Origin of the sequence: Shewanella seohaensis (genome assembly GCF_023283775.1) — a bacterium.
Classification (GTDB): Bacteria; Pseudomonadota; Gammaproteobacteria; order Enterobacterales; family Shewanellaceae; genus Shewanella; species Shewanella seohaensis.
Map to the genome: position 1 here is coordinate 133,903 of NZ_JAKILE010000002.1, position 26,949 is coordinate 160,851.

A 26,949-nucleotide genomic window follows, 5' to 3' on the forward strand; every position below is an offset into this window, starting at 1 on the left:
TTATTTTCATCCAACATAATCTATCGGGACTGCTTAAACTTGCCTGCCAAAGCGGAGTGTAGACTCATGCTTAATCTAGGCTTAAAACCCGTGAGCTATGTGTTTTGTTACGCACAATGGTGATGCAGATTACCTGAGGTTTCGGCTCGATACAATCATATGGGACTTGAAATGATTTTTTAATGTTCAAATGACTCTGTTCAAAGGAGCCCAACTCCTGTTTAGTACTGGGTTTATGTTTAAATAATCATTTAAATTCATAAAATTAGAAAAAAATTAAGATACTGTTCGTCAGGCGAGTAGAACTGAGTAGAATAGGGCAGCCGTTAAACTTAAGTGTTGTTGGGATAAGTTAATGAATATTGAGCTTTTTTTTATACCATTAACCGAAATGAATACGGCCAGTACGAATGCGTGTATGGCGCTCTTGAGTGAGGATGAGCGCGCCAAAGTGGCACGTTACCGGGCGCCCAAGGCGCAAATGAACGGCTTATTGGTGCGAGCGGCGCTGCGCTGCGTCTTGTCTCAAGGACTGCAATCTTGCGGTGGAACCTCACCTTGCTCCTCCCAACGACAGATTGCCCCCCAAGATTGGTGTTTTGAGTATGGGGCAAAGGGCAAACCCAGTCTTAACCATGAGCAGTTTCTGAGTACTGGCATTGAGTTTAACTTGAGCCACAGTGGCGACTGGTTATTGATTGCCTTAGCGCAAGATGATGACAAGGGAGAAAACGCTAACACAGCGCAACCCCGTTTAGGCTTGGGTGTAGATATCGAGCGTGCCCGCGCCAGTACTCATATTTACCCGATCCTTAATCATTATTTTTCCGCGATTGAAACCGAAGGCTTATTAGCCCTTGAGGGCGAGGATGCGCAGCGGCAGCGCTTTTTTGATCTTTGGGCACTCAAGGAATCCTACATCAAGGCAACGGGTTTGGGCCTAGCGCAGTCGCTGAAATCTTTTGGTTTTGACTTAGCCCCAAACAGTTTGCTGGCGGTTGATGGTGGCGCGCTGCAAGCTGTCGACTCCCCTAACTGGGTTGAGCTTAAGCTACAAGAGATCTTTGCTTCACCAAGCCAAGCTAAGCCCTGTTCTTATCTTCAACTCCCAACGCGTATTCCACTATATTCCAATATTAAGCTGCGGATTGAACCTGAAACTGCACAGGATGCCACAAGCTCCCATGTACATCATTGGCGGAGTTATTTTGGCCGACTTAATGAGGAATATCGTTTTGGACTCAGCTTGGTTGATGGTGACAGCTTAGTGCAGGATGACAGGTTGGCGAAGGTGACTATTTCGATGCAGCTGACCAGTATCACTGCATTACTGGCGGCATGCTCTGCCATCTAGTGCGGCCTTCGCACGAAGGCTTAGGTCGCCTTCGTTCTTGAATAACTGCTTTACGCAAACCTTTCAAAGCACTTTCAATGAGTACTTGGAATTAAATCTTTGAATTACTGCTTTTAATTCAGTTTCTTGTCCCTTCACTGACTTTGTTATTCCTCCGTTCATATTTCATTTTGGATTAAACCTAGCTCGCTATAGTCACGCCAGAGAACTCACTGACAAGGTTGTTAATCATGAAATTCAAATGCCTTTTATCGACCACCACTTTGCTACTGCTCGGTGGCTGTGGCTACTTTGGTGGCGATGAAAAACAGCAATTAGAGCAGGCATGGCTTGCTCAAGATCCCCAACTACAACAAGTGGTTGAGCAAATCCGCAGCCGCGGGCTCGATGTGGTCGCCCAAAGTGCGGCGGCGGGCACTGTGTCTGCCTGTGTGGCCGAAAAACTTAGCCAAGATCCCCTCGGTAAATTAGTGAGTGTCGAAGGTGCCCTAGTAGAGTCGGCAAAGGTGGCCGAATTACTCGGCGATTTACAGCAGGTGATGGAACAAGAGGTCAGTTTTGATCAAGTCGCAAGCCTGTTACAAAAGGGCGCGGATGCGGCGGCCTATGCCAAAAGTTTGGTTGAACAGCAGGGCGTCGAGCAAGCCATGCAAAGCCTTAAGCAAATGGCACTCGCCAGTGAACAATTTGCTCAGCAGGATTTAGGCGCGCATTTCCAGCAATTATTGCTCGAGTGCAAATCTGCTCATTAATTGAATAACCGCTGTATTAAGGCTGCTTATCCGGTCAGCCTTAGCAACATAAGGAAATACCATGTTTAAAAAATTGCTGGCCTCTGTCGGTATCGGTGGTGCGACGGTCGATACCCAATTAATTGATAATCGACTGCTGCCAGGACAAATCTTTAATGCCACTATCGTCGTTAAAGGCGGTAATGTGCCGCAGCAGATCTCTGGCCTCGACTTAGCCCTAATGACTAAGGTGAAAGTGAGTAGCGATAACGGCGACTATTTTAAGAACCATCGTTTGGCGAGCTGGCGCTTAACTCAGTCTTTTGAAATTCAAGCGGGTGAAATTCGCGAGATCCCGTTTTCAGGTAAATTGCACCCCGAAACCCCTTTTACTCAGCTCCCAGTGCGCAATAATCAATCCCAGGTATGGTTACAAACGGGAGTGGACATAGATACCGCGCTCGACCCTAGCGATATCGATGCGCTGGTCATTATGCCAACGGCGATTGCCGAGCATGTGTTAAAGGCGATGGATGCCCTTGGTTTTGTGTTGGTGAAAGCCGATGTGGAGCAAGGTTTCCTCAATACGCGTGCCTTTCGTTCCACTTCGGGTTGTTACCAAGAGCTAGAGTTTAAGCCACGCAATATGGGCTTTAATCGTTTGCGTGAGATTGAGGTTTCTCTGGTGTGCGATGCCGAGCAAACCCATGTATTGCTTGAGCTTGACCGCGCATTCCGTGGCGATGGTTACTTGTATTTCAGCCTGCCAAACAATGCCACGTTGAGCCAAGTGCAAGAGATTTTTAGGGCGAATTTGGGCTAAGTGCAGGTACAGTTTAAGTTGTGAGCTTGGTTGAATAGCTTACAACAGACAATAAAAAAGCCCTGATTACTCAGGGCTTTTTGCTGCAAGTTGATTACTGTCTTGCTAAGCGGTGGCTCTCGCCTGGGTGCTCAAAATCACTGCGGTAAGGGTTAATGTCTAGGCCGCCGCGACGGGTATAGCGGGCATAAACGGTTAACTTAGTGCAGTGGCAGTAATGTTTTAAATCGACAAAAATCCGCTCGACACACTGCTCGTGGAACTCGTTATGCTGGCGGAACGAAATCAAATAGCGCAGTAATTTTTCGCGATCGATTTTAGGCCCTTGATAACGGATCATCACACTGCCCCAGTCCGGCTGAGAGGTGATTAAGCAGTTTGATTTCAACAGATTAGAATTGAGTGTCTCGGCAACAATCTGTTTGTCATCTGTGCTGTTTTCAAGATAATCCGGGTTAAAGTCATAGTCGCTGACTTCGATATCCAGATCGTCAATGCAAGTGCCAGGCAGCTCGACGACGCGTTGAATACCAAAACTCTTAGGCTCAATAATCTTCACTGTAACTTGGCCTTGGGCGCATTCACTCAGATCCTGCACTAAGGTTTTTTGCACCGCTTCGATATTGTCGAACTTGGTTTGGTTAAAACTGTTTAAATACAGTTTGAAGGATTTTGACTCGATCAGATTTTGGCTTTCATGGCTTAGCTGAATGTCGGCAATAGCCACCATAGGTTTGCCCTTGGCGTTTAGCCATGACAACTCATAGGCCGTCCAGATATCGGCTCCGTGGAAAGGCAAACTTTCCGCCGTGAGGTTGATAGCGTTACGGTTAAGTGAGCGAGGAACCCCTTGCAGCAGCGACGCATCATACTCGGCTTGGTAATCCGTGGCTTTACCTAAGGTTAGGCCGGCAAGCTCTTTTGCATCACTATAGGGATCGTGATTGTGTGTCATCAATACTGTTTCCATGTCAAAATAGGCGCACATTATACCCGAAATTGGATTGTGCTTAAGTGTCTTGTCTGCCTGCTCTCGATAAATTTTTGCAAAACTATCATCAGTCTTACCTATCAACTTTAGGCGAATTACCGCGATATTACCCGCAGGGCGAGCCATCTTTGTGTATTCAAGGTGAGTTTGATGAATCATCCGATGAGGCGGTGTCTTGGCTCCCCGTTAAGCGTGAACAGCTAGGTAGTTTTGCGAATGTTGAACATGCGCTTGAGCTAACATTGTGGCCGGATATCAATCACTTTTATGGGGAATATTTTGCAGCGCCCGTGTTGTTTGATTCACCATGGGGCACGGGCGAATTGTTGCAGGTATGGAATGAGGCGGATTTTGATGCCCTGCAACAAAATATCATCGGCCACTTAATGATGAAGCAAAAGCTCAAGCAACCGGCAACTTGGTTTATTGGTTTGCTGGATGAGGGCGATAAGATGCTAACCGTTGATAATGCCGATGGTAGTGTGTGGGTTGAAATCCCTGGCGAGCTACCTTCTGCCCAATTGGCGCCGAGTGTAGCTGAATTTATTGAGGCCTTATCGCCACGTATCGCGCCGCCTGTGAAACATGAAGAATTGCCTATGCCGGCGCTCGAACATCCGGGTATTTTTGCCAGCTTTAAACGTATGTGGCACAACCTGATAGGTAAGCGTTAAGCGCGGGGAAATGTTGCAAAGGTCTCTTGAAAAAGCCTCTTGCAAACCTGTTTCGCAAACTCGGCTATTTTGCCTGCAGAGTTTGCGCTTCAGTACGGGATGTTATTGATGGTCCCAAGACAAATTAGACACTATGCGGCAAGGTTCGCAGCGAAAGTGGAACATATCTAATAGTGGCTCGTCGAGTTTCCAGTCGTGACTGCCACAGCGTGGGCAGGGGCGAGCTAACTCGGATTGCAGATCCTGTCCCCCGACGCGATACAAATAATAGTAAGTGGGGATTTTGGTCAGGTATTCGATTCGGCCGCGTAAATCCCAACCCCTCCTAAATAAATCACTGTTAGGGCTGGATAATTCTTCTAGCGCAGCAAATTCTGCCTTAGTGGCAGCCGCCATTTGTAACTCATCACAGGCTTGCCACTCGGTTTGCCAGCGGATAACCCGTTTATGATCGCCATTAAAGGTGGCGGGGATTTGGTACAGCGGAATGGGCAATAGGTTATCGCCACTTCGCAGGGGCGAGCACATATGCACATAGCTAGTGTAGAGCAGCTGCCAGCTGGGTGGCTCAGTATTACTCACCTCAGAATTAATATCCTGACCGATGAATTTTTCGCGTGGCGCCAGTAGCTTAGCCTCGGTTAATTCCGCCAGCGCTTTTTTCACCCAAGGGCTGTGATAGCGATGATTCAAACTGTTTTTTTCTGGCGTGAGTAGGCGTACTCGAAATTCGCCCTCATTAAAGGCCACGGCAAATTCGCGGCCAAGGATTTGGCCATTAGCGCGGTAAGCTTCGAGTAATTGATTGATGGCACGTTCTGCCGCACTGATGGTGGTATCGGCAAAGCATTCAAAGCGCAATTCGGTGACAAACATTAAGCGGATTTTCCTTGGGATTCGAGTTGAGTGACACGTTGTTTCAGCTCGATAAGTTCATTTTTGAGTTGCATGATCTCGTTGTTTTTTAACGCGAGAGCTTGCTCAATGCCCTGTTGTAACTGGGCTAACTGTTGCGCCAGTGTGGCGACTGTGAGTGGCGAAGCTTCGGCGGTATGAGTCTCTTCAACCACGGGCTGTGATTGGGCCGCTAAACGCTCACGCTCGGCTTTGGGTATCGATTTAAACTGCTGTAATCCTTGGATTAACAGCGGCATGGGGATTTTGTTACCGACGCGGCTTTTTATCAAGGCAAGGCTTGGGGTTTTACCGCTGGCTTCGAGTGCGCACGCTGCTGCTAACACTTGGTCAATCGGACTCATAATAAGTGAAATTCCTTAATCTATATCGTGTTTTTCACTAACTTACTGTGATGTGGTTATTTTAGTTCTTATAAATCAATGTATTGCCGTTTGGCATTGATTTTGCTTTTTAAGCATTTTTATAACAAGTACACAGGAAGTCATAATATGAACGCAAATATTAATCGCAAACTCATCGCGGTCACGTTTTTAGGGTTAGCAAGCTTAGGTCTTAGCGGTTGTGTGGTCAATGTCGGTGACAGTGAATCTAAGTGGGATAGCAACGAATCTTGGGAAAAAACACAGGACAAAAACCGCAATAATCTGACTAAGCTCAGCCTTGGTATGAGCAAAGACCAAGTGATGACCCTGATGGGCGCCTCGGACTTTAGCGAATCTTATCTGCAGCAGAAAGACGGCCAAGCCGATAAAGAAGTGTTGGTACTCTTTTATCGCACCCAGCATACCCACAGTGACGGTAAAACCACTAAGGATGAATGCACGCCAATCGTCTTAAGTAATAGTGTGTTAGTCGGTTGGGGCGACACCGCCTACAGCAAAATTTAACGACTCAACGCAACTCGCCATGAAGTGATTCAGTGTTAGCCCTAAGCCATTAGGGCTTTCTTAACTGCACATCGAGCTGCTCGATAAGTTCGGTCCACTGGGCATCGGCCTCTAATGCTTCGGTCAGAAAATTCTTTTGCGCCTGCGTCCAAAATGGCGCTTCGGTTAAGTGTGTCTCTGGGGGAAGTTGATGGGCTGCAATAAACTGCCCTATGGCTTGAGCTTGATTGGCTAATCCCAACTGTTCAAATAGATGACTCAAATCGACTGGCGTTGTATCCATGCTCGCATCCTCTCTGTGTGCCTTTATTTAGGGTATGCAACTCACTGAAAAATGCAATCTATGATTAAAATTTGCACTTTTTAGTTTCCTTGATACAGTGATAATTACTCCTAAGAGTGTGATCTAAATCAAGGAATTCTAATAATGGACAATAATACCTTGGATGAGTGCCGTGCAGTTTATCTCACCGCCGAAGATTTACGCCTCGCCGCTTCGATTCTCTACAACGCCTATCATGACGACCCTTTCTTTGTGGATGCTTTATCCACTTCAGACAAATTCGCCTACGAACAAAAATTACGTGCCGCAATCCGTGAAGAGTTGAATGCGCTCTGGCAGGAAAAGCAAGCCTTAATCGGGCTGTTTGATCAAACACGCTTAGTCGGTGTTGCCTGTGTGGTCACTCAGGAAGTACCCCTCGGGGAGGGCCGCTATTGGCACTGGCGACTCAAGATGTTGCTTGGTACGGGTTGGCAATCGACTCAGGCGATGATGAAGAAAGAATCGAGCATCGTCGAGCTGCTACCGAGCGAACACTGCGGGATCCTACAATTTATTGCCCTTGCGCCCAATGAGCAGGGAAAGGGATTAGGCCATCAACTCGTGCAAGCCGTAGTAAGTTGGTGCGATGAGCAGCCCGAACTTGAGGGGATTGGGGTCTTTACTACTCAAGAAGCCCATAGCCAGTTATTTATGCAACATGATTTTGTCTCCTTCGGAGAATTGAGCATAGGCAATGTGGCCGGACAATTACTTTTTTACACGGGCCTACAAGATGAATGAACCTTACCGCTCCTTCGCTGAGTTTTACCCTTTTTACCTCTCACAGCACCAAGACTTAAGCTGCAGGCGATTGCACTTTATTGGCAGTTTTTTGGTACTCCTGTTATTCGTCGCTGCGCTGGTTTTCGCAAATGGTTGGCTTTTACTGTTTATCCCCCTAGTGGGATATGGTTTTGCTTGGGTGGGACACTTTGTGTTTGAGCATAATCGCCCCGCGACATTCCAATATCCCTTGTACAGTTTGATGGGTGATTGGGTGATGTTTGCACAAATTCTCACTGGTAAGTTGAAGTGCTAAATGTCCCTGACCAGTGAGAAGCTGACACCCGTGTGAGAGATCGCTTACAAAGCCTGTAGGATAAAATGTTTTCTTACTGACTGTTTTGTAATCACAGCTTTTAAAGTGTATTTAAAATCATTGTGTTATGTTTTAATAAAGCTTGATTGTATGAAAAGTGCGCTAGTGCGTGTTCTTTAACCGAAACAAAAATAGCGAGAACCACGTAGAATTAACTCATCGCCAAAGCAAATGGACAGCAGGGATTGCAATACAGGCGAGAGGGACGCAAGAAGCGACGAATTCAGGTTCTTGGATTTGAACCACTGACAGTAGGAAAACGGTCATCTGCCTAGGATAGGCTAAGGAAAAGCAAGGCTGCTTTCTCATGGATGATAGAGGACGTTGTATCTGCTGGGATAGCAGGTTTCAGGATGAAAAGGACAAGCTTAAGGATTAAGCGTTACTGGATGCAGGAAGTATCGAGTAAAAGGATAAGTATAAGGGTGAACAGCTTGTACTAAGGTGAGGAAAGGATTCAGCAGGACGCGATTGGGATGAGTCACTGGATGTGACAGGAGCCGAAATAGGATATTCGGGTCAAAGGATTGAGTGTGGTGGAGACTTCACTGCACAGGGAAATAAAGGGATTGAAGGACGCTTGCAGGGAGCAAACGGTCGCAAGGAAGGTGCAGGGAGCACAATCAAGCAGGATGGCTTGCAGAGGATAAATGGGGTGCACATAGTGCGCCCCTTTCTTTTTTCTATTCTCCTACGTCTTTTTTACGGCACGTCATAATGTCCACTTTTACGTGCGGTATATCAGAAAATAAAATATAGCGGACGATTTTTACTCTTTTATGCAGTCGCTATTTCCTTTGCAGTGTTTAAGCGTCTCGGGATAAATCAATGTTTGTGCCTTCCAATGGCATAAATTGCCCGACTTCTTGTGAGATATATCTCACAAGGCTGTAAGTGATTTGTAAGTTTTTTGACTGACAATGACTACCTAGTTTTAGGTAAGTCACATCTAATCAATATGTTAAGAAATTTTTTCTATTATGAACTTAATATGGCGGCTTACATTTTTATCTTTTGCGAAAGCCGCCCTGCCATGGCTGTCGTAGAATTCATTTGTAGACGGAACTACAGCGAACAGGAAGTTAGCAGTCAGGATGACTGGACAGTGTTTAAGGAATAAACACTGATGGAGTGGTAAGGAGAGACTTTCAGGATGAAAGCGATGCGAACCACGGAAGGAAAGACTATCAGGGATAGATAGCCTAATTGCACAGGATTGCAATGGCACATGGAGTGCAATAGAAAGGATGCTACTGAACCTATTTCACGGATGATGCTGGAACCGCTCAGGAAAGAGCAAGCTTGGTAAAAGGAACGCCAAGAGATAGGGAAGTACGTTGAGTACAGGGAAATATCACGGATTGAACAGGGATGATGCAGGACGCAAGTTGACGCATGGATGGTGCAGGGAGCACGAAAATAGCGGGATAGCTTAACAGAGAACAGAAGGGCGTGGTCTTATGACCACGCCCTTTCTTTTTTATTTTCACACAGATAAAGCTGATTCAGTGCGGATGTAGAGCCGAGCTATGGCTTAGTGTTATCCATACAGCTCGGCGTTATTTATTCAGTCCAGCGTTATCTAAAGGTTCACTGTAGTGGCTTAATGGCATTTGCCCGAGCTACAGCTACTTTGGCTGCCGCAACCACCAAACTTGCCTTTGGCCATTGGTGCTTCTTGCCATTCTGGCTCTGGGAAAATAGGCCATTCAATCTTTTGCACTTTTTTCCCGAGCATCCAAATATGACCGCGGTATTGATTGATGCCATCGGTGCTGAATTCGAATAGATATTTTGCTTTCCAACAGATCCCTGTCGTGCCGCCAAGGCTTGGGCGAGCCGTTTCCATTGCGATGGCTAAGAGCTGTACTTTTTGTCGGCAACATTCTTTTTCAGCAAAAATACGGCTCAATTCTGCCATTTGACGTAATTGCCAAAAGAAGGCCGCAACCACAACTAGCGCAATAATTAACAGCAGATCTGACATCATTTACTTGTAGCCTTAAACAAGCCACCAATGGCCTGTGATAGTTGAACACTCCGATTGGGGTTTCTTAACTCACCCAATAAGTGGTTACGCAAACTGGGAATCGCCACAATATCAGCAAAGATCTGATTAAAAAAGGCTTGGGGTTGTCGTGCCAGTGCTTCCAGGTAAATACTGCGACTCAGCTCTTGCTTTAATACGGTCCAGTTTCGGCCCGCGATGCTGATGAGTTCATTGGCCTCTAAGCGCTCGGTTTGTTGAAGATGGGCGAGGGCTTGCTGACTCAATTCGGTATGAGAGGCGAGTGCGCGCAAGTAATAGGCTTGGTACTCGGGAGGAGCCGCCACAAACTTAGCGTAAAGCTTATTGGCGAGCGCTTCTGTTAAATGCAGGTGTTCGAGACATTGGCACAGGGCAATTTGTACTTCAATCGCACTATTGTCAAAACTGGCAAGGAGTTGCTGCTCGTGATCTAACTCGCCAAGGCGAACACACACATCGCTCAAACCTTGCAGGCCAATATGCTGCCATTCACTCGTTGCAATTTGTCCCGAGAGATATTGCACTGCAAATTCATATTGAATAGAAGCGCTTAAACCTAACTGTTTACGCACTAAGGCGTTAAATACCGCCAGTTTTTCTTGGCTGGGCTTAAAGCTAAACGGATTGTTAGCGAGGCGATCCTGCTGTTCATCGGTTAATGGCTGAGTCGGATCTTGCCCCAGTGCCGTTAATACCATTTCAATAAACTGTGAGCGCGGCGCAGGCGAGAGCAGTCCTTGTTCGTCTAACGGTAGCTTTAGGAACCAAATAAAGTGCTGTTGGCTCTCATTCCAAAACACGATGGCAAATTGGGCATGCCCTTGTATGGGGTAAGGGTAGGGCGTGACTAATGATTCGATTTGATGGAAGGCCAGCATATCGATGTGCTGCACTCTTCGTCCTAATTCATAGACTTGGAATTGGGTTTTGGCTGTCGTTAAAAATTGGCTAAGCGTGGTAATTTCAGTCATTTGGCTGCCATATCAATCAAAAAGGCTCAATAAATTGGCGACATTATAGGGGGAAGTTGTCCGCGATGGTATGATTGCCACAGTTTTATCGCCTCAGTCGCAGCGCTAAATTGTCGAATGACTGTAGCTTAATGGACCTTATATCGATGCTTTACAGCCAAACTCAAACCAAACTAGCCCAAATTGCCCACGAGCTACAAAGTGCCGGGCTTTGGTCTACTCGTGCGCCCAGTGATGAAGCCATGGCCAGTACGGCGCCTTTTGCCTGCGATCTGATGTCGTTAGAGCAATGGTTGCAGTTTATCTTTATTCCGCGCATGCAAGCCCTTATCGATGCGGGGCAACCTTTGCCAAGCAAAATTGCAATAGCCCCGATGGCGGAACATGTGTGGTCCGAACAAGCGGCGTTAGCGCCTTTAATCGGTGTCTTGAATGAATTGGATATGTTGTTAAATGAACCTAGAAGATGATTGGCTGGATATGCCAGAGGATAAATACAACCCAAGCGAGAGCGACGAACAGTCAGAGCCTGCGCCTGAACTGTGTGTTTTGTATCAAGACGAGCACTTAGTGGCTATCCACAAACCCGCGGGGTTATTGGTTCATCGCAGCTACTTAGCGCGGCGTGAGCGCTTTTTTGCGATGCAGCTGACTCGTGACTTGGTTGGTTGCCATGTGTTTCCGGTTCACCGTTTAGATAGGCCCACCTCAGGTGTGTTGTTATTTGCCAAAAGCAGTGAGGTGGCTAACGCCCTTTGCGAGCAATTTGCTAACCACAGTATTGAAAAACAATATTTGGCACTGGCGCGTGGCAATATGCACGAGAGTGGCATCTTGGATTATGCGCTTAAAGTCGAATTGGATGAGGTGGCTGACAAGTTTGCCAATCAAGATAAGGCTGCGCAGGATGCTGTGACTCAATATGAGCCGCTATTAAATACCGAAATTCCTTATCCGTCTGGGCGTTATGCAACTAGCCGCTTCGCGTTAGTGAAACTGAGTCCCAAAACGGGGCGTAAGCACCAACTTAGACGCCATATGGCGCATTTACGTCATCCGATTATTGGCGATACCACTCACGGCGATGGGAAACAAAATGCGTTTTTCCGCGCGCATTTCGATATCAATAGATTGTGGCTGATTGCGAAGAAGTTAACCTTCACTCACCCGGTGACACTTGAGCGCTTAAGTATTGAAACCGAGCTTGAGCCAGAATGGGAAACCGTGTTTGCAGGACTGGGCTGGGACGATGCCACGCTTTGTTGCGAGCCAAGTGTGTTGATTGCGGAGCAAACGACGACCGTTTAAGACAATACTTGTTTGGGCGTTTAAGGCGAGTGTTCGATTGAGGCGACTCCTAGTCTAAGGCGAGTGCTCACTTAAGCTTGCATCTTGGCTATCTGCTTAGTTGCATGTAATTCGTTGCAACTTTCTGCGGTCTTAACTACTGGTTGGTTTGAGACTGGATATCAAGCTGGCTAAGGTTGAGTACTCCGCCGGAACGGTTAGCGGGAATTGCAGATTTTGCTGGGCGGCGTGAAAGTAATGTTTGCGTCTAATTTGGGTGGTTTTATGTTGGTGCTTGAGGTGTTTTTGCCTATTGCTCTGTCGCATCAGTTCGCTTCCCCATGCTCAATAACTTGATTTATAAAATTTTTACCTTGTTGCTTGCCCTAAAGCCTCACAATAAAGTAACTTCAGCTAAGTTGCGTTTACGCATGTGGCACGGAGTATATCATGAAAAAAGTTAATCTGGTGTTTGGCACTGTGTATGGTAGCGCACAATTTACCGCCGAAACCTTAGAAAAAGCGCTGACAGAACTCGGTTATGACGCCAAATTGTGGCAACCGAATGAAATTAGCCAATTTACGCCGCCACAGGATGAGTTGTTAGTCGTAGTGACTTCGACCACTGGGCAAGGGGATTTACCCGACGATATCCAGCCTTGGTACTATCATCTTAAGGAGACAGCGCCTTATCTGCCTGAGCTGAAATACAGTGTGATAGCTCTTGGCGATTCGAGTTACGATACCTTTTGCGGTGCGGGTAAATCGGTAGATGAATTGCTCAGCGAGCTAGGCGCTAAGCCCGTTGTGGCGCGTCTTGAAATTGATGCCTGTGAAACCATGGAACCCGAGGTCGAAGCGATAAAATGGCTGGAAAGCTGGAATCAAATCGTCAAATCCGAACGCGCCGCTTAGGTCATTTCGTTACTCAGCAGTGGTTTAAATTTGCCCAGCGCTTAAGTCAGGCGCTGTTAATTCCTATTGCGATTTTGCCCGCAGCGGGTGTGATGCTGGGCTTAACTGTGAGCCCAATCCCTTTTATGCCCGAGGTGCTAACCGTATTAATGCTGGCGGTTGGCAAGCTGATTTTCGCCATCATGCCCATTTTGTTCGCGGTGGCGGTGGCAATAGGGTTTTGCCGCGATCAAGGCATCGCCGCTTTTACTGCTGTATTTGGTTATGGGGTGATGACGGCCACCTTAGCTGCACTAGCGGATCTTTACCAACTGCCGACCCAATTGCTACTCGGCATGGAAACCTTAGACACAGGCATTGCCGGCGGCATGTTGATTGGTGGCGTGACTTGCTTTGCCGTGCGCTGGAGCCAATATATTCGCCTGCCCGCGATTTTCTCCTTTTTTGAGGGGAGACGTAGCGCCTCTTTATTGATCATTCCGTTGGCGATGGGCTTAGGTTATATCCTTGCCCATGTGTGGCCGCCGTTGTCTCTGCTCATCGAGCGTGTGTCCGACTGGGCGGTTTACCAAAAACCAGCCATCGCCTTTGGGGTCTATGGAGCGCTCGAACGTTTACTCATTCCCCTCGGTTTGCATCATATCTGGAATGCGCCTTTCTATTTAGAAGTTGGCCAATACCAGTTACAGAACTCTGAAGTGGTTCGGGGTGAAGTGGCGCGCTATTTAGCCGGCGATCCGCAGGCAGGGAATTTAGCGGGCGGTTATTTGATTAAAATGTGGGGACTCCCCGCGGCGGCGCTGGCCATTTGGCGCTGCGCCGATCCCTCGGAGCGTAATCGGGTCGCGGGTATTATGCTTTCCGCTGCTGCGGCCAGTTGGTTGACCGGAGTCACAGAGCCGATTGAGTTCGCCTTTATGTTTGTGGCACCTATCCTGTTTCTTATCCATGTGTTGCTATCTGGGCTGGCATATTTTGTCTGCATCATGCTCGATATTCACCACAGTATTGTGTTTTCCCATGGGCTGGTGGATTTCACGCTGCTGTTTTCCCTCTCGCGCAATACGGGCTGGTTTGCATTTTTAGGGCCGCTGACGGCGGTGATTTATTATCTGCTGTTTAGGGGCAGTATTCTGGCATTTAATTTAAAGACGCCTGGACGACTCGAACCCGATGAACCCCATGGTGCCAAAGAGAGTTTAAGGGCCATCATTGCGGCATTGGGCGGTCGCGAGAATATTGTTGAGCTCAATGCTTGTCTCACCCGGTTACGCTTGAGTGTGCACAGCCCAGAACTTGTCAATAAAGTGCGGCTCAGCCAGCTCGGTGCTAAGGGCGTGATTGTGATGGGCAAAGGTGTGCAAGTGGTGTATGGCACTAAGGCCGAAACCCTACGCAAAGTCTTACAGCGCTATTTAGATACCCGACGTTGATATTACATCTTATTGAAATTAATCGCTGATTTATTGTGTTTAATAAAGTTAACTCACAATAAATTCACTTTTTATCACAAAAAGTTAGCTTTTCATGCTGTATGAGCGGATTGGCTATGGCACACTCGAATGAGGGACCATAGAGGAGAGCAGATTTTGCAGTCACAGCATGAAGTAGTATCGAACGCGCAACCCGCCTTAGCACGTAAAATTCTGATGACAGATTGCGCCGATGCCCAAGGGCTTATCGCCAAAATTACCAGTGTTTGTTTTAATCATCAGCTTAACATCATTAAAAACAGTGAGTTTGTGGATAATGCTCAGGGGCGATTTTTTATGCGTACTGAGCTTGAGGGGCACTTTAACAGCGAGCAATTACTGCAGGATCTGCGTGAGGTGTTACCCGCCCAAAACCATATGACCTTAGTCAGCGCAGGCAAGAAGCGCATCGTCGTATTAGTCACCAAAGAGGCCCATTGTTTGGGCGATCTACTGATGAAGGCCTACTATGGCGGCTTGAATGTTGAGATAGCAGCCGTGGTGGGCAACCATGATGTGTTAAGGGAATTGGTTGAAAAATTTGATATTCCTTTTCATCTAGTAAGCCACGAAGGGCTCGACAGAATTCAGCATGAGCAGGCGTTATTGGCCGCCGTGTCGCAATACGCGCCTGATTATCTGGTGCTCGCTAAATATATGCGGGTGCTGACGCCGGATTTTGTCGCCGAATACCCAAACCGTATCATCAATATCCATCACTCTTTCTTACCTGCCTTTATTGGGGCCGCCCCTTACCGCCAAGCCTGGGAGCGAGGGGTAAAGATCATCGGCGCGACTGCGCATTTTGTGAATAATTGCCTCGATGAAGGACCAATCATTAAGCAGGACGTGATCCCCGTCGATCACAGTTACAGCGCGCTTGAAATGGCCAAAGCGGGGCGCGATGTCGAAAAAAGCGTCCTCAGTAAAGCGTTACAGCTTGTGCTGAATGAGCAAGTGGTGGTTTACGGTAATAAAACCATTGTTTTTTAAGGCTAACTTGCTTGTACTAACTTGAAATATAGCTGCGGACTTGCCGATTAAGACTTTAGGATTAACAGGCGGCTTTGGGCTTGCTATCAGTAAGGTTACTTGCAATATTTAAGACGTTATCACCGAGTTGCTGCACCTTGAGCCGAACCTCAAGCACTTGATTTGGGATTGTTGTTCGGCCAGTGCATCCATCATGGAAGGGGTGTTTGATGTCTATGAGCCGTAGCCTCATTATAGGAATAAAAGACCTGCCCGAGGATTTACCTTTGTCTTGGGCACGGCTAGATAGTCAGTTTCGGGTGCAGTGCATGAGCCGGGCGTTTTATCAGCGTTGCCATCGCTCGGCGGCACAGATCATCAATCAGCCGATTTGTCAGTTATTTACTGAATTTAATGCCGAACTTTGCCGTGATATTCTTCAACGTACCGATAACTACATCGGGCTGGTGCTGCGGGATAATCAGGGCATGCGGGTGCATTTTGCCCTGTACGCTATTCCTGAGCAGGGCTGGCAACTCATCCTCTCTGAAATCAATTTCGAAGAGTGGCCACTCAAAGGGCTGCATGCCGATTATCGCCAAGCGATTCAAGCGAGCGATGCTTGGCTGCAACATATTGATGATGTGATCCAATCTCCACAGGAACAAGTGTTTAAGGTCGCCGTCGCAAAGGCGATTGCGTTGATGAACAGCCGCTACGGCTTCATTTTGCTGCATAACGATAAATCTAAGTCACTCACCCTCGCGGCCCGTTCGGACTATCCCGCGCCTAAGGTCAACCAGGCCGAATTTGTCGAAGAAAATACCCAAGCCTCAGAGCTGGAAAGTCAGTTATGGCAGGAGTGTGTTAAAGATTACAAACCCATTATTGAGAATACGTTAGCGGATAATCGGCCGGATAATTTGTTGTTTGACCGCTTACTGCTGGGGGAGCGCTACCTTGCTGTGCCTATGGTGTTCCATCACCGTTTAGCCGGGATAGTGTGTGTCGTGGGGCGAGACGAGCCCTATAGCCGCAATGATGCCCGTTCGCTCCTGACCTTCGCGAGTATTTTATGGCATTCGATTGAGCTTCCCCGCAGTCTGCGGGCGGTGTCGCGCCAATCAAAAATCATCAAGGCGCAAAAAGAGCAGTTATCCCAATCCTTGACCCAGCTAATCAGCGCGATTTCGGAGGCGCTTGAATTAAAGGATGCCTATACCGCAGGACACCAAAAATCGGTTGCCCAGTTAAGCTATTTGATTGGCGAAAAACTCGGGCTTGAACCGCAGCGATTAGAAGGGCTTAAAATCGGTGCGCTGGTACACGATATTGGTAAGCTTGCGATCCCGTCGCAGATTTTGACTAAACCCTCTAAATTATCCAAAGAAGAGTACGCATTAATTCAAACCCATCCGTTGCATGGAGCCGAAATTGTTGCCGATGTGGAATTCCCTTGGCCGATTAAGCAGATGATTTTGCAGCACCACGAGCGGCTCGATGGCTCGGGTTATCCCTTAGGCTTGAAGGATAAAGCGATCCTTTATGAGGCCAAGATCATTGCCGTGGCCGATGTGGCCGACTCTATCTTGTCCCATCGCCCTTATCGCCCCTCTATGGGGTTGGCTAAAATGACTGAGGTATTAAAAGCGGGTCGAGGTAGCTTGTTTGACGCGAAAATTGTCGATACTTGCTTAGAGATTTTAATCAATCGCGAACTGAGTATTAGTGATCATGTCGGCGCTGCGGTATTGGATCCTGTGGTGTCTGTGACACTCGACCATGAGCTTGCCGATATCAAACGTTTATTAACTGCGGCCCATGCCAAGGTGGCGGTGGTGCTCGATGAGAGCCATAAAATCATCGGTGTGATCACTCAGCGCCTAGTGGATTATTGGCTTAGCCCCTTGATTGGCACAGCGGCGGAGCGGGAACACGACAGGGCATTCCTGCGAAAAAAAGCCCATCAAATTATGGAGCACTCAGTACCTTTGATTAGCGATGTCGCCACCTCTGAAGATGCCTTGCAGCTGCTTAACCAAATGGATACTGAGTTTTTGGTCGTGGTGAATAAAGCTCAGCATGCGATAGGTGTGATTGGCTGGCGAACCATCGCCATGGCAAATAAAGATCGCCAAGAGGCGGAGCGGTTGATTTAACAACTTTGTTTGGATTTATCTGTGTTGGCTACATGAACTGAACCCAAGGTGTCTGCCGCATGTACTCCAAATCGTCATTAATCGTTCATCCCTTAAATCGATAGCAATAAAAAGGCGTCAAATTGACGCCTAATCTTACCGTGACGTTCAAATTAAAAATTAACGGCATACACCTCATCCATTGAATTTTGGGCGATATCTTTGATGGTGACAGTACCTTGTACGTAACGGCCAATACGTTTGGCGGTTTTGTCGGCGCCTTGGTTGAGGGCGAACTGATGGAAGCTTTCGCCGTTACAGACCAAACGAGGGAATATCCGAGCTTGGTTGATGCGGTATTCCTGCATAGTGTTGCTAAATGAGATCAGATTATTACTGGCCCCAGCCTTACAAACCGCCACTAAAGTATTTTCTAACTGTGGATCCATGGCGGCAAAAGCGTTTGAGCCTATTCCTATAGTGTAGAGTAGGGCGGCACCGCCCAATTTTACCAATCTTGCTTTCATCTTTAGCTCCTTGACGGGTGAGTAGACCCTTTGAGTAAAGTCTGTTTTTACCAGCCTTGCAGAGGGATTTGGCCGCAGAAGTGTATCTAAATGTGGGGTTGGGAACAGAGTGTGTCTCGGTGTAACTTGATGTGTCTTTGAGGCCTTTGGAGTGTGTTTTTACCATAAAAAATGCCAAGCATTAGCTTGGCATTTTGGCATGGTGTACAGCATGAATATGGCTTAATCGACGATACGTAACAGTTCGTTGATACCCACTTTACCGCGGGTTTTCGCATCCACTTTTTTAACGATAATCGCAGCGTATAGGCTGTATTTACCGCAAGCCGATGGCAGGTTACCCGATACTACGACAGAGCCAGCTGGTACGCGGCCATAGTGGATTTCGCCCGTTTCACGGTCATAGATACGGGTGCTTTGGCCGATATAAACGCCCATTGAAATCACAGAGCCTTCTTCAACGACAACGCCTTCGACAATCTCAGAGCGTGCGCCGATAAAGCAGTTGTCTTCAATAATGGTCGGACCCGCTTGCAGCGGCTCGAGTACGCCACCGATGCCAACACCGCCAGATAAGTGCACGTTCTTACCGATTTGCGCACATGAGCCAACGGTTGCCCAAGTGTCAACCATAGTGCCTTCGTCAACGTAGGCGCCAAGGTTCACATAAGAAGGCATTAACACAGTGTTTTTACCGATAAAAGAGCCTTTACGTACGGTTGCCGATGGCACCACACGGATGGCTTCGGCTTTAAAGCGGGCTTCGTCATACTCGGCGAACTTTAACGGTACTTTATCGAAATATTTGGTTTCGGCACCATCGATAACCGCGTTATCGAAAATACGGAATGACAGTAATACCGCCTTCTTCAACCATTGATGTACATGCCATTGGCCATCGATTTTCTCGGCGACGCGCAGTTCACCTTTATCGAGCATATTGATGACATTTTGCACATCGTTACGCACGCTTGCGTCAACAGTGCTTGGTGTGATGTCGGCACGCGCTTCAAATGCGGCCTCAATACGTTGGCGTAAAGCCTCCATTTACTTCTCCCGTTTTGGTTAATTGGTTGACTCTGTGTTGATGGCGCTCAGCGCGCTAATCAAGGCTTCCTTGAGCGTGTTCTCTTGGGTTTCATTGAGTTGCAAGCCATCATTGGTTTGCAAAATAAAAAAGTCTTCGGCTCGCTCGCCAATGGTGGTGATCTTGGCGGCTAGCAAGGTCGTGTTGCAGCGATAAAAAATATCGCCCACTTTAGCTAATAATCCCGGCGTATCCAAGGCGATAAGTTCCATCATACTTGTACCATGACGGTTACTCTCAAGGAAACTCACCTGAGTGGGAACATTAAAAGGTTTCATCTTGCGTGACAGCTTTCTAAAGCGCGGCAGCTTAGGGTTATCGCTTGCAAGCGCCTTTTCAAGGGCCTTACGGATACTCTGAATGCGTGAGAGTTGGCTCACGGGGGCGCCGTCTTGCTCGAGGATAACGAAGGTGTCGAGAGCGTAATTATCCTTCGACGTCATAATATTAGCGTCGTGGACGTTGATGTTTTTATTATCGAGCACCGCCATCACGGTGGCGAACAGCTTAGGCCTGTCCTGACAGTAGACAAAAAGTTCAGTGCCGCCGCGTGTCGTGTGTTTGGACACCAGCACCAGCGGCTCATCCAACTGTTTATGCTTAAGGATAGCTTCGGCATGCCAAGCAACCTGATTTGGCTGGTGGCGCAAAAAATAGTCGGCCTTAAAGCGTTGCCAGAGGGTATCTAAATCTTTTTCTTTCACGCCACGGCGAAGCAGGTCTTTCTTGGCCTTGGCTTGGTATTCGCGCACCCGCGCACGGATATCGACGGGTTTTTCTTTCCCCCGTGCTAGCACCCTTTGGGTGGAGAAATACAAGTCACGCAGTAGTGAGCCTTTCCAGTTGTTCCAGGTCTTCTCGTTGGTGGCGCAGATATCGGCGACGGTTAAGCAATATAAATAACTTAAATGCACCGCATCGCGCACCTTGCTGGCAAAGTCGGCCACCACATCGGGATCGGAAATATCGCGGCGCTGAGCGGTTACCGACATCACTAAGTGATTTTCGACCAGCCAAGCGACTAAGCGGCCATCGTGGTCGTTCAAGCCATGGAGCTTACAGAAGGCGAGGGCATCGCTTGAGCCAAGCTTGCTGTGATCGCCACCGCGTCCCTTGGCGATATCATGGAAAATTGCGCCAAGTACCAACAAACCTTTTTTCGGTAACTGATTGATAAGCACTGAGCCTAAAGGAAACTCTTCCTTCTGCTCCGGCTGTGAGAAGCGCTCGATATTGAGCAGCAATCTGTGGGTGTGTTCATCCACCGTATAGGCATGGAACAGGTCAAATTGCATTTGACCTTCGATATTGCGCCATGCGGGTAAATAGGCCGACAGCACCCCGTGTTTATGCATCAGCGATAAGGCCGCGATGCCACGAGGATGCTTTAAGATTTCCATAAAGGCTTGGCGGCACTGAGGATTTTCCTGCAAGGGTTGCAGCTGTGCTCGGCGTGCGCGCCTTAGCGATCTCAGCGTCGGCGCATAAATGCCTTTAATATTGGAGTTTTTAGCGACATGGACAAAGAGGCGTACAATTTCTTTGCCGCTATCGAATAAATCGTCCCTTAGGGCCTCGATAAAGGCTCCGCGTCGTTGATAGTTATTGTCAATCGCTTGAATTTCTAAGGCCTTGGTTTGGCCCAGTGTCGCCCGCTTAAACAGTTGCAGCAGCATTTCGTTCAGCTCCATCACCCGGCGTACCGTGCGATAGTAGCGTTTCATCATCTGCTCAACGGCGAGTTGAGTGGCGTCTTCATAGCCCATTAGTTCGGCCACTTGGCGCTGGACATCGAACAGCAGGCGATTTTCATCGCGCCCGACCGCCATGTGCAGGGCAAAGCGCAGCTTCCACAGAAAATGCTGACACTCGAGCAGCTCTTCTAATTCGGCGGGTTCTAAAAATTCGTATTGAACCAGTTCCTCTAAGCGTGAGGCGCCAAAGTGGCGCATAGCAACCCAGGCGATGGTTTGAATGTCCCGTAGGCCGCCGGGGCAACTTTTGATGTTGGGCTCAAGATCGAAGGCGCTTGCCTTGGCATGGCGGGCCGTTTGTTCATCACGTTTGGCGATAAAGAACTGGCTCGACGTCCAAAAGTCGCTCTGGCGGATGGCGTCATAGAGTTGATCAAACAGGGATTCTGGGCCTGAGAGTAGCCGAGCCTCGAGCAGGTTAGTGGCGATGGTAATGTCTTCTCGACCTAGATTTAAGGTATCGCTGAGGGTGCGAACACTGTGGCCAATTTCAAGGCTGGCGTCCCATAAAAAGGCGATAAATTCGCTCAGTGCGGTTTCAGCCGCCTGCGATAACTCACCTTCGAACAGGAATAATAAATCGACATCCGAGTGCGGATGTAACTCGCCGCGACCATAGCCGCCAACGGCGATCAGGGCGATAGGATGTTGGTCCAGACCGTGCTGTTGCCAGGCCTGTTTGACGAGGAAATCGACGAACTGACAGCGCTGCGTCACTAGCTCTTCAATCGGGGTTTTGGCCTTGAATCTTGCTAAAAGCGTTTGATTCTGTTCGATTAATGATTGTTTAGCTAGCAGAGCTGTATTCATCGAGTCCCTTGTTTGGATGAGTTAGGTGTTCAGTAATCCTCTGAGTCCTAACGTACTAAGTATGTCGCTTAGTGATTAATGATACGCGGGAAGTCTTCCTCATCACGCAGAGTCAGGACTTCTACACCGGTTTCGGTCACTAATAATGTGTGTTCCCATTGGGCAGAGTTTTTACCATCGGAGGTGGTGACAGTCCACTTATCGTCACGGTCTAACACTGTGGTGTGGCGACCAGCGTTGATCATCGGCTCAATGGTAAAACACATGCCAGGGCGTAAAATGGTGTTATCGCCATTACGGTAGTGCATGACTTGCGGCTCTTCATGGAAACCGGCACCAATACCGTGACCACAATAATCTTGCACGATGGAATATTTCTCAAGACCTGTTTTGCTGGCTTTGATGAATTTTTCGATAGTATTGCCGATTTCTCCCAGTTTTAACCCAGGGCGAACCTTACGAATGGCGAGGTATAGACTCTCTTGCGCGATACGGCACAGGCGTTTGTCCTTAGGGCTGACTTCACCGATTAAGAACATTTTAGAGGTGTCACCGTGGTAACCGTCTTTGATTACTGTGATATCGATATTGAGAATATCGCCATCCTTGAGAACGCGGTCACTGGGAATACCATGGCAAATAACGTTGTTTAACGAAGTACAAATCGACTTAGGAAAACCATGGTAGTTGAGCGGGGCAGAAATCGCGCCTTGCTCTTCGGTATATTTGGCGCAGATATCGTTTAGTTCATTAGTGCTCACGCCAGCCTTAACATAAGGGGCGATCATTTCTAATACTTGTGCGGCCAGCTTACCCGCTGCGCGCATTTTCTCGATTTCTTCTGCTGTCTTAATGACTATACTCATTGCGTTTTCTCTTGTGTCTTCGATGTCTATTGGCGGCATCTACCCAATGCAAAAATTTGTGCTTTAGGGCTATTTATGGTATAAAGCGCGCCGTTATGTTTAAGTCTTGCAGGATGTATAAGGTCAGCTTTTGCTTATCTTAACCCAAGGCAAGACTAAAGATGGCGGCCATTATACATGGCAATTTATCTAAATACTAAATCACACACGTGTCGACACATTCTTCGGGGTGCCCTCAGCTGTTAACTGCGGGGTCGAAGACATGGGATACGTGGAGGTCTAACCCCCTAAATTTTAAGGTAATAGAAATGACTACAGTTTCAATGCGCGATATGCTCCAGGCCGGTGTCCACTTCGGTCACCAAACCCGTTACTGGAACCCAAAAATGAAGCCATTCATTTTCGGTGCTCGCAACGGCGTTCACATCATCAACCTAGAGCATACTGTGCCAATGTTCAATGAAGCACTGGCTTTCATCAGCAACGTTGCTTCAAAGAAAGGTAAAGTATTATTCGTTGGTACTAAACGTGCTGCTGGCGAAGCGATCAAAGAAGCTGCTATTTCTTGCGATCAGTACTACGTTGATCACCGCTGGTTAGGCGGTATGCTGACTAACTGGAAAACCGTTCGTCAGTCAATCAAGCGTCTGAAAGAACTGGAAAGCCAATCAGTAGACGGTACTTTCGACAAGCTGACCAAGAAAGAAGCGCTGATGCGTACTCGTGAGCTTGAAAAGCTGGAAAAATCTTTAGGCGGTATTAAGAACATGGGCGGCCTGCCAGACGTATTATTCGTTATCGGCGCTGACCACGAGCATATCGCTATTAAAGAAGCTAACAACCTGGGTATCCCTGTTGTTGCAGTTGTTGATACTAACTCTGCTCCAGACGGTGTTAACTACATCGTTCCTGGTAACGACGACGCAATGCGCGCTATTCGCCTGTACACTACTTCTGTTGCTGCAGCTGCTAACGCTGGCCGTGGTCAAGATTTAGCTGTTCAAGCTGAGCAAGACGGTTTCGTAGAAGCCGAATAATAATAAGGCGGGATGAGTTTCATCACCCTTATTAACCAAGATTTTGATTGGTTAACAGGGGCCATTCGGCCCCTGTTTTATATCTGCAAATTAGTCGAATTTTTAGAGAGGATTTAACAATGGCAATTTCTGCTGCCCAAGTTAAAGAACTGCGCGAGCGTACTGGCGCAGGCATGATGGATTGTAAAAAAGCGTTAGAAGAAACCAACGGCGACATGGAGTTAGCAATTGACAACATGCGTAAGTCTGGTGCTGCTAAAGCTGCTAAGAAAGCAGGTAACATCGCTGCTGACGGTACTATCCTGATCAAAAACGGTGAAGGTTTCGCAGTACTGTTAGAAGTAAACTGCCAAACTGACTTCGTTGCTAAAGATGCGAACTTCTTAGGTTTTGCTAACGCTGTTTTAGACGTTGCTGCAGCGTCTAAAGTGTCTTTAGAAGACTTAAAAGCCCAATTCGAAGAAGCCCGTGTTGCTCTGGTTGCTAAAATCGGTGAAAACATCAACGTTCGTCGCGTTGAGTACATCGACGGCACTCAATTAGCTTCTTACCGTCACGGTGAGCGTATTGGTGTTGTAGTCACTGGTGAAGCGGATGAGGAAACTCTGAAGCACTTAGCAATGCACGTTGCTGCTTCTAAGCCAGAATACGTTAACCCAGAAGACGTTCCAGCAGACGTAGTTGCTCGTGAACAAGCTCTGCAAATCGAAATCTCTATGAATGAAGGCAAGCCTGCTGAAATCGCAGAGAAAATGGTTGTTGGTCGTATGAAGAAGTTCACCGGTGAGATCTCTCTGACTGGTCAAGCTTACATCATGGAACCAAAGAAAACTGTTGGCGAATTCTTGAAAGAGAAAGGCGCTAAAGTCACTAACTTCATTCGTTTAGAAGTGGGTGAAGGTATTGAGAAGAAAGAAGAAGATTTCGCAGCTGAAGTTGCTGCTCAAATCGCTGCTTCTAAAAAGGCTTAATCGCCAACGCTAAATACCCCCAAGACCGCAGCAATGGCTGCGGTCTTGTTATGACCAGGACAAAAAAATATGAGCACCAATCCAAAACCTGCATTTAGACGCATTCTTCTAAAATTAAGTGGCGAGGCACTGATGGGCGACGAAGGCTTCGGCATCGACCCTAAAGTGTTAGATCGCATGGCTCAAGAAGTGAAAGAGCTGGTAGAGTTAGGCATTCAGGTGGGGGTGGTCATTGGTGGTGGTAATCTATTTCGCGGTGAAGGCCTAGCAAAAGCGGGCATGAATCGTGTGGTGGGCGATCACATGGGTATGCTGGCAACGGTTATGAACGGCTTGGCCATGCGTGATGCCCTGCACCGTGCCTATGTTAATGCTCGTCTGATGTCGGCAATCCCGTTAAAAGGGGTATGCGACGACTACAATTGGGCTGAGGCTATCAGCTTATTAAAATCAGGCCGTGTAGTGATTTTTGCTGCGGGTACTGGTAACCCATTCTGCACTACCGATTCTGCTGCTTGCTTACGCGGCATTGAAATCGAAGCAGAAGTCGTGCTAAAAGGCACTAAAGTTGACGGCGTTTATTCTGACGACCCGATGAAAAATCCAGAAGCAGTCAAGTACGATGATTTAACGTACACTGAAGTACTGGACAAAGAATTAAAAGTAATGGACTTAGCAGCCTTTACGATGGCGCGTGATCATGACATGCCAATCCTAGTATTCAACATGAACAAACCAGGTGCACTGCGCCGCGTGGTCATGGGTGAAGAAGAAGGCACAATGATCAGAGCGAAATAAGTTATTTAATGACCAAGAAGGACATTTAACGTGATTGCAGATATTAAAAAAGATGCTCAAGAGCGCATGGGTAAATGCGTAGAAGCGACTAAGAACCAAATGGCGAAAGTACGTACTGGTCGTGCACACCCAAGCTTACTGGACTCTATCCAAGTGTCTTACTACGGCACTATGACCCCGCTGAACCAAGTGGCGAACGTGGGTATTGAAGATGCGCGTACTCTGTCTGTGACTGTGTTCGACCGTAGTGCAATCCAAGCGGTTGAGAAAGCGATTATGAGCTCAGACCTTGGCTTAAACCCAATGTCAGCGGGTGCAACCTTACGTATTCCATTACCAGCACTGACTGAAGAACGTCGTAAAGACTTCATCAAAGTGGTTCGTGCAGAAGCCGAAGGCGGCCGTGTGGCGATTCGTAACGTACGTCGTGACGCGATTTCTGAAGTGAAGAAGCTCGAAAAAGCCAAAGAATGTACTGAAGACGATGTTCGCCGCTTTGAAGACGAAGTGCAAAAGTTCACCGATGCTCACATTAAGAAGGTCGATGAGATTTTAGCGGCCAAAGAAATTGAGTTGATGGAAGTCTAATCTCAGGCGCTATAAGCTAGAGTTGCTACGCCGTGTAGGGGTATACTACACGGCGTTTGTCTATTTTAAAGGGTTGTAATAGATGTCATCCACAGTGGAATTTGATCCGCAATCTAGGTCAACTGAGCAGGATGCTTGTGCTCAGACAAGCTTACCGGAGGTATTACCCGAACTCGTTAAACAGTCATTACCTAAACATGTTGCGATTATTATGGATGGTAATGGACGTTGGGCCCAAACCCAGGGCAAACCACGAGTGATGGGGCATAAAGCCGGCGTAAAGGCGGTGAGACGTGCGGTGAGTGCGGCCAGTCAGTTAGGGATACAATCGCTGACGCTATTTGCGTTTTCCAGCGAGAATTGGCGCAGACCCGATAAGGAAGTCAGCTTGCTGATGGAATTGTTTTTTACCGTGTTACAACGGGAAATTAAGTTACTCGATAAAAACCAAGTTCGATTGAATATCATCGGCGATATCAGCCGTTTTTCTGCGCGTTTACAAAAACAAATTCGTGCCGCAGAAGAAAAAACCGCAGGCAACAGTGGATTGATATTGAATGTAGCGGCCAATTACGGTGGCCGTTGGGACATACTGCAAGCTGCGCAAAAGTTAGCTGAAAAGGTGGAAAATGGCGAAATGACCAGCAGTCAGTTCACCGAAGAAGCCCTGAGTGAACATTTGTGCATGCAAAATCAGAGTGAAGTTGATTTAATGATCCGTACGGGCGGGGATTACCGGATCAGCAATTTTGTGCTCTGGCAGGCTGCCTATGCTGAATTGGTGTTTATGGACACCCTTTGGCCTGATTTCGATGAACAGGCTTTTCATGAAGCGATTGCTACTTTTGCCAGTCGCCAGCGCCGTTTTGGTTTGACCGGAAGTCAAATTGATGAGATGCGCGCATTGTAAAACGTCATGAGGGAT

At 47.6% G+C, this 26,949-nt stretch carries 28 protein-coding genes; 18 read left to right on the forward strand and 10 right to left on the reverse strand.

All coding sequences use genetic code 11. The features are described from left to right. The first annotated feature begins 355 nt into the window (after positions 1-355). The 3 genes from L2713_RS02750 (at position 356) to L2713_RS02760 (ending at position 2,908) form a co-directional block, all read left to right on the forward strand. Positions 356-1,354, forward strand: a complete 999-nt coding sequence (locus L2713_RS02750; RefSeq protein WP_248966839.1) for a 4'-phosphopantetheinyl transferase family protein — start codon at positions 356-358, stop codon at positions 1,352-1,354. Between the two features lie 230 nt (positions 1,355-1,584). Continuing rightward, positions 1,585-2,106, forward strand: coding sequence for a hypothetical protein (locus tag L2713_RS02755; RefSeq protein WP_248966840.1), 522 nt, complete (start codon positions 1,585-1,587; stop codon positions 2,104-2,106). Between the two features lie 61 nt (positions 2,107-2,167). Beyond that, positions 2,168-2,908: a sporulation protein gene (locus L2713_RS02760; protein WP_248966842.1), complete on the forward strand. Its 741-nt coding sequence runs from the start codon at positions 2,168-2,170 to the stop codon at positions 2,906-2,908. A gap of 94 nt (positions 2,909-3,002) precedes the next feature. On the opposite strand, the gene queF is transcribed toward L2713_RS02760, so the two are convergent. Next, positions 3,003-3,863 carry an NADPH-dependent 7-cyano-7-deazaguanine reductase QueF gene (queF, locus tag L2713_RS02765; protein WP_089067394.1) on the reverse strand — a complete coding sequence of 287 codons (861 nt, stop codon included), beginning with the start codon at positions 3,861-3,863 and terminating at the stop codon, positions 3,003-3,005. A gap of 59 nt (positions 3,864-3,922) precedes the next feature. On the opposite strand from queF, the gene syd reads away from it, so the two are divergent. Continuing rightward, entirely contained in the window at positions 3,923-4,573 is a 651-nt protein-coding gene (gene syd / locus L2713_RS02770) for a SecY-interacting protein (RefSeq protein ID WP_248966843.1), read from the forward strand. Between the two features lie 102 nt (positions 4,574-4,675). On the opposite strand, the gene L2713_RS02775 is transcribed toward syd, so the two are convergent. After that, entirely contained in the window at positions 4,676-5,449 is a 774-nt protein-coding gene (locus tag L2713_RS02775) for a Zn-ribbon-containing protein (protein WP_011623410.1), read from the reverse strand. After that, positions 5,449-5,832 (reverse strand): hypothetical protein, encoded by a 384-nt coding sequence (locus tag L2713_RS02780; RefSeq protein WP_086902362.1) that lies wholly within the window; start codon positions 5,830-5,832, stop codon positions 5,449-5,451. Before L2713_RS02780 ends, L2713_RS02775 begins: the two co-directional genes overlap by 1 nt. A 147-nt stretch (positions 5,833-5,979) precedes the next feature. Between L2713_RS02780 and L2713_RS02785 the strand changes: the two genes are divergently transcribed. Continuing rightward, positions 5,980-6,378, forward strand: coding sequence for a DUF3192 domain-containing protein (locus tag L2713_RS02785; protein ID WP_011623408.1), 399 nt, complete (start codon positions 5,980-5,982; stop codon positions 6,376-6,378). Between the two features lie 49 nt (positions 6,379-6,427). On the opposite strand, the gene L2713_RS02790 is transcribed toward L2713_RS02785, so the two are convergent. Continuing rightward, positions 6,428-6,661, reverse strand: coding sequence for a DUF2789 domain-containing protein (locus tag L2713_RS02790; protein ID WP_248966845.1), 234 nt, complete (start codon positions 6,659-6,661; stop codon positions 6,428-6,430). 144 nt (positions 6,662-6,805) lie between these two features. Here L2713_RS02790 and L2713_RS02795 point away from each other — a divergent pair, with 144 nt between their 5' ends. After that, positions 6,806-7,444 carry a GNAT family N-acetyltransferase gene (locus L2713_RS02795; protein ID WP_248966846.1) on the forward strand — a complete coding sequence of 213 codons (639 nt, stop codon included), beginning with the start codon at positions 6,806-6,808 and terminating at the stop codon, positions 7,442-7,444. Beyond that, positions 7,437-7,742 carry an Mpo1-like protein gene (locus L2713_RS02800; protein ID WP_248966848.1) on the forward strand — a complete coding sequence of 102 codons (306 nt, stop codon included), beginning with the start codon at positions 7,437-7,439 and terminating at the stop codon, positions 7,740-7,742. Before L2713_RS02795 ends, L2713_RS02800 begins: the two co-directional genes overlap by 8 nt. A 1,663-nt stretch (positions 7,743-9,405) precedes the next feature. Here the strand turns inward: L2713_RS02800 and L2713_RS02805 are convergent. After that, on the reverse strand, positions 9,406-9,792 hold the full coding sequence (locus L2713_RS02805) for a DUF3301 domain-containing protein (RefSeq protein WP_011623404.1): 387 nt from the start codon (positions 9,790-9,792) through the stop codon (positions 9,406-9,408). Then, complete coding sequence (locus tag L2713_RS02810) at positions 9,789-10,802, reverse strand: DUF3549 family protein (RefSeq protein ID WP_109285363.1); 1,014 nt, start codon at positions 10,800-10,802, stop codon at positions 9,789-9,791. The genes L2713_RS02805 and L2713_RS02810 overlap by 4 nt, the downstream gene beginning before the upstream one ends. Positions 10,803-10,948: 146 nt before the next feature. Here L2713_RS02810 and L2713_RS02815 point away from each other — a divergent pair, with 146 nt between their 5' ends. From L2713_RS02815 to L2713_RS02840, 6 genes are all read left to right on the forward strand, one after another. Next, complete coding sequence (locus tag L2713_RS02815; protein WP_248966850.1) at positions 10,949-11,272, forward strand: YqcC family protein; 324 nt, start codon at positions 10,949-10,951, stop codon at positions 11,270-11,272. Then, on the forward strand, positions 11,256-12,110 hold the full coding sequence (gene truC, locus L2713_RS02820; RefSeq protein ID WP_248966851.1) for a tRNA pseudouridine(65) synthase TruC: 855 nt from the start codon (positions 11,256-11,258) through the stop codon (positions 12,108-12,110). Before L2713_RS02815 ends, truC begins: the two co-directional genes overlap by 17 nt. Before the next feature lie 429 nt (positions 12,111-12,539). Beyond that, positions 12,540-13,004 (forward strand): flavodoxin, encoded by a 465-nt coding sequence (locus tag L2713_RS02825; RefSeq protein ID WP_011623400.1) that lies wholly within the window; start codon positions 12,540-12,542, stop codon positions 13,002-13,004. Continuing rightward, a complete protein-coding gene (locus tag L2713_RS02830) occupies positions 12,956-14,437 on the forward strand; it encodes a PTS transporter subunit EIIC (RefSeq protein ID WP_248966853.1) in 1,482 nt (493 codons plus the stop codon). The genes L2713_RS02825 and L2713_RS02830 overlap by 49 nt, the downstream gene beginning before the upstream one ends. A 216-nt stretch (positions 14,438-14,653) precedes the next feature. Continuing rightward, entirely contained in the window at positions 14,654-15,469 is an 816-nt protein-coding gene (gene purU, locus L2713_RS02835) for a formyltetrahydrofolate deformylase (RefSeq protein WP_023267379.1), read from the forward strand. A 209-nt stretch (positions 15,470-15,678) separates the two neighbouring features. Further along, on the forward strand, positions 15,679-17,607 hold the full coding sequence (locus tag L2713_RS02840; protein ID WP_248966855.1) for an HD domain-containing phosphohydrolase: 1,929 nt from the start codon (positions 15,679-15,681) through the stop codon (positions 17,605-17,607). A gap of 152 nt (positions 17,608-17,759) precedes the next feature. On the opposite strand, the gene L2713_RS02845 is transcribed toward L2713_RS02840, so the two are convergent. From L2713_RS02845 to map, 4 genes are all read right to left on the reverse strand, one after another. Further along, positions 17,760-18,113 carry a DUF3718 domain-containing protein gene (locus tag L2713_RS02845; RefSeq protein WP_248966856.1) on the reverse strand — a complete coding sequence of 118 codons (354 nt, stop codon included), beginning with the start codon at positions 18,111-18,113 and terminating at the stop codon, positions 17,760-17,762. A 222-nt stretch (positions 18,114-18,335) separates the two neighbouring features. After that, a complete protein-coding gene (dapD, locus tag L2713_RS02850; protein ID WP_011623395.1) occupies positions 18,336-19,160 on the reverse strand; it encodes a 2,3,4,5-tetrahydropyridine-2,6-dicarboxylate N-succinyltransferase in 825 nt (274 codons plus the stop codon). Positions 19,161-19,178: 18 nt separating this feature from the next. Continuing rightward, positions 19,179-21,764, reverse strand: coding sequence for a bifunctional uridylyltransferase/uridylyl-removing protein GlnD (gene glnD, locus L2713_RS02855; protein WP_248966858.1), 2,586 nt, complete (start codon positions 21,762-21,764; stop codon positions 19,179-19,181). Positions 21,765-21,832: 68 nt separating this feature from the next. Then, the gene (gene map / locus L2713_RS02860; RefSeq protein WP_041408815.1) at positions 21,833-22,630 is read right to left on the reverse strand and encodes a type I methionyl aminopeptidase; all 798 of its coding nucleotides are present in this window, start codon (positions 22,628-22,630) and stop codon (positions 21,833-21,835) included. Between the two features lie 308 nt (positions 22,631-22,938). On the opposite strand from map, the gene rpsB reads away from it, so the two are divergent. The 5 genes from rpsB (at position 22,939) to uppS (ending at position 26,934) form a co-directional block, all read left to right on the forward strand. Next, a complete protein-coding gene (gene rpsB / locus L2713_RS02865; protein WP_011071784.1) occupies positions 22,939-23,667 on the forward strand; it encodes a 30S ribosomal protein S2 in 729 nt (242 codons plus the stop codon). Positions 23,668-23,786: 119 nt separating this feature from the next. Further along, positions 23,787-24,638: a translation elongation factor Ts gene (gene tsf / locus L2713_RS02870; protein WP_011623392.1), complete on the forward strand. Its 852-nt coding sequence runs from the start codon at positions 23,787-23,789 to the stop codon at positions 24,636-24,638. A gap of 69 nt (positions 24,639-24,707) precedes the next feature. Continuing rightward, positions 24,708-25,436, forward strand: coding sequence for a UMP kinase (pyrH, locus tag L2713_RS02875; RefSeq protein WP_248966860.1), 729 nt, complete (start codon positions 24,708-24,710; stop codon positions 25,434-25,436). A 30-nt stretch (positions 25,437-25,466) separates the two neighbouring features. Continuing rightward, entirely contained in the window at positions 25,467-26,024 is a 558-nt protein-coding gene (frr, locus tag L2713_RS02880; protein WP_011717689.1) for a ribosome recycling factor, read from the forward strand. A gap of 82 nt (positions 26,025-26,106) precedes the next feature. After that, positions 26,107-26,934 (forward strand): polyprenyl diphosphate synthase, encoded by an 828-nt coding sequence (gene uppS / locus L2713_RS02885; protein WP_011623389.1) that lies wholly within the window; start codon positions 26,107-26,109, stop codon positions 26,932-26,934. The last annotated feature ends 15 nt before the right edge of the window (positions 26,935-26,949 follow it).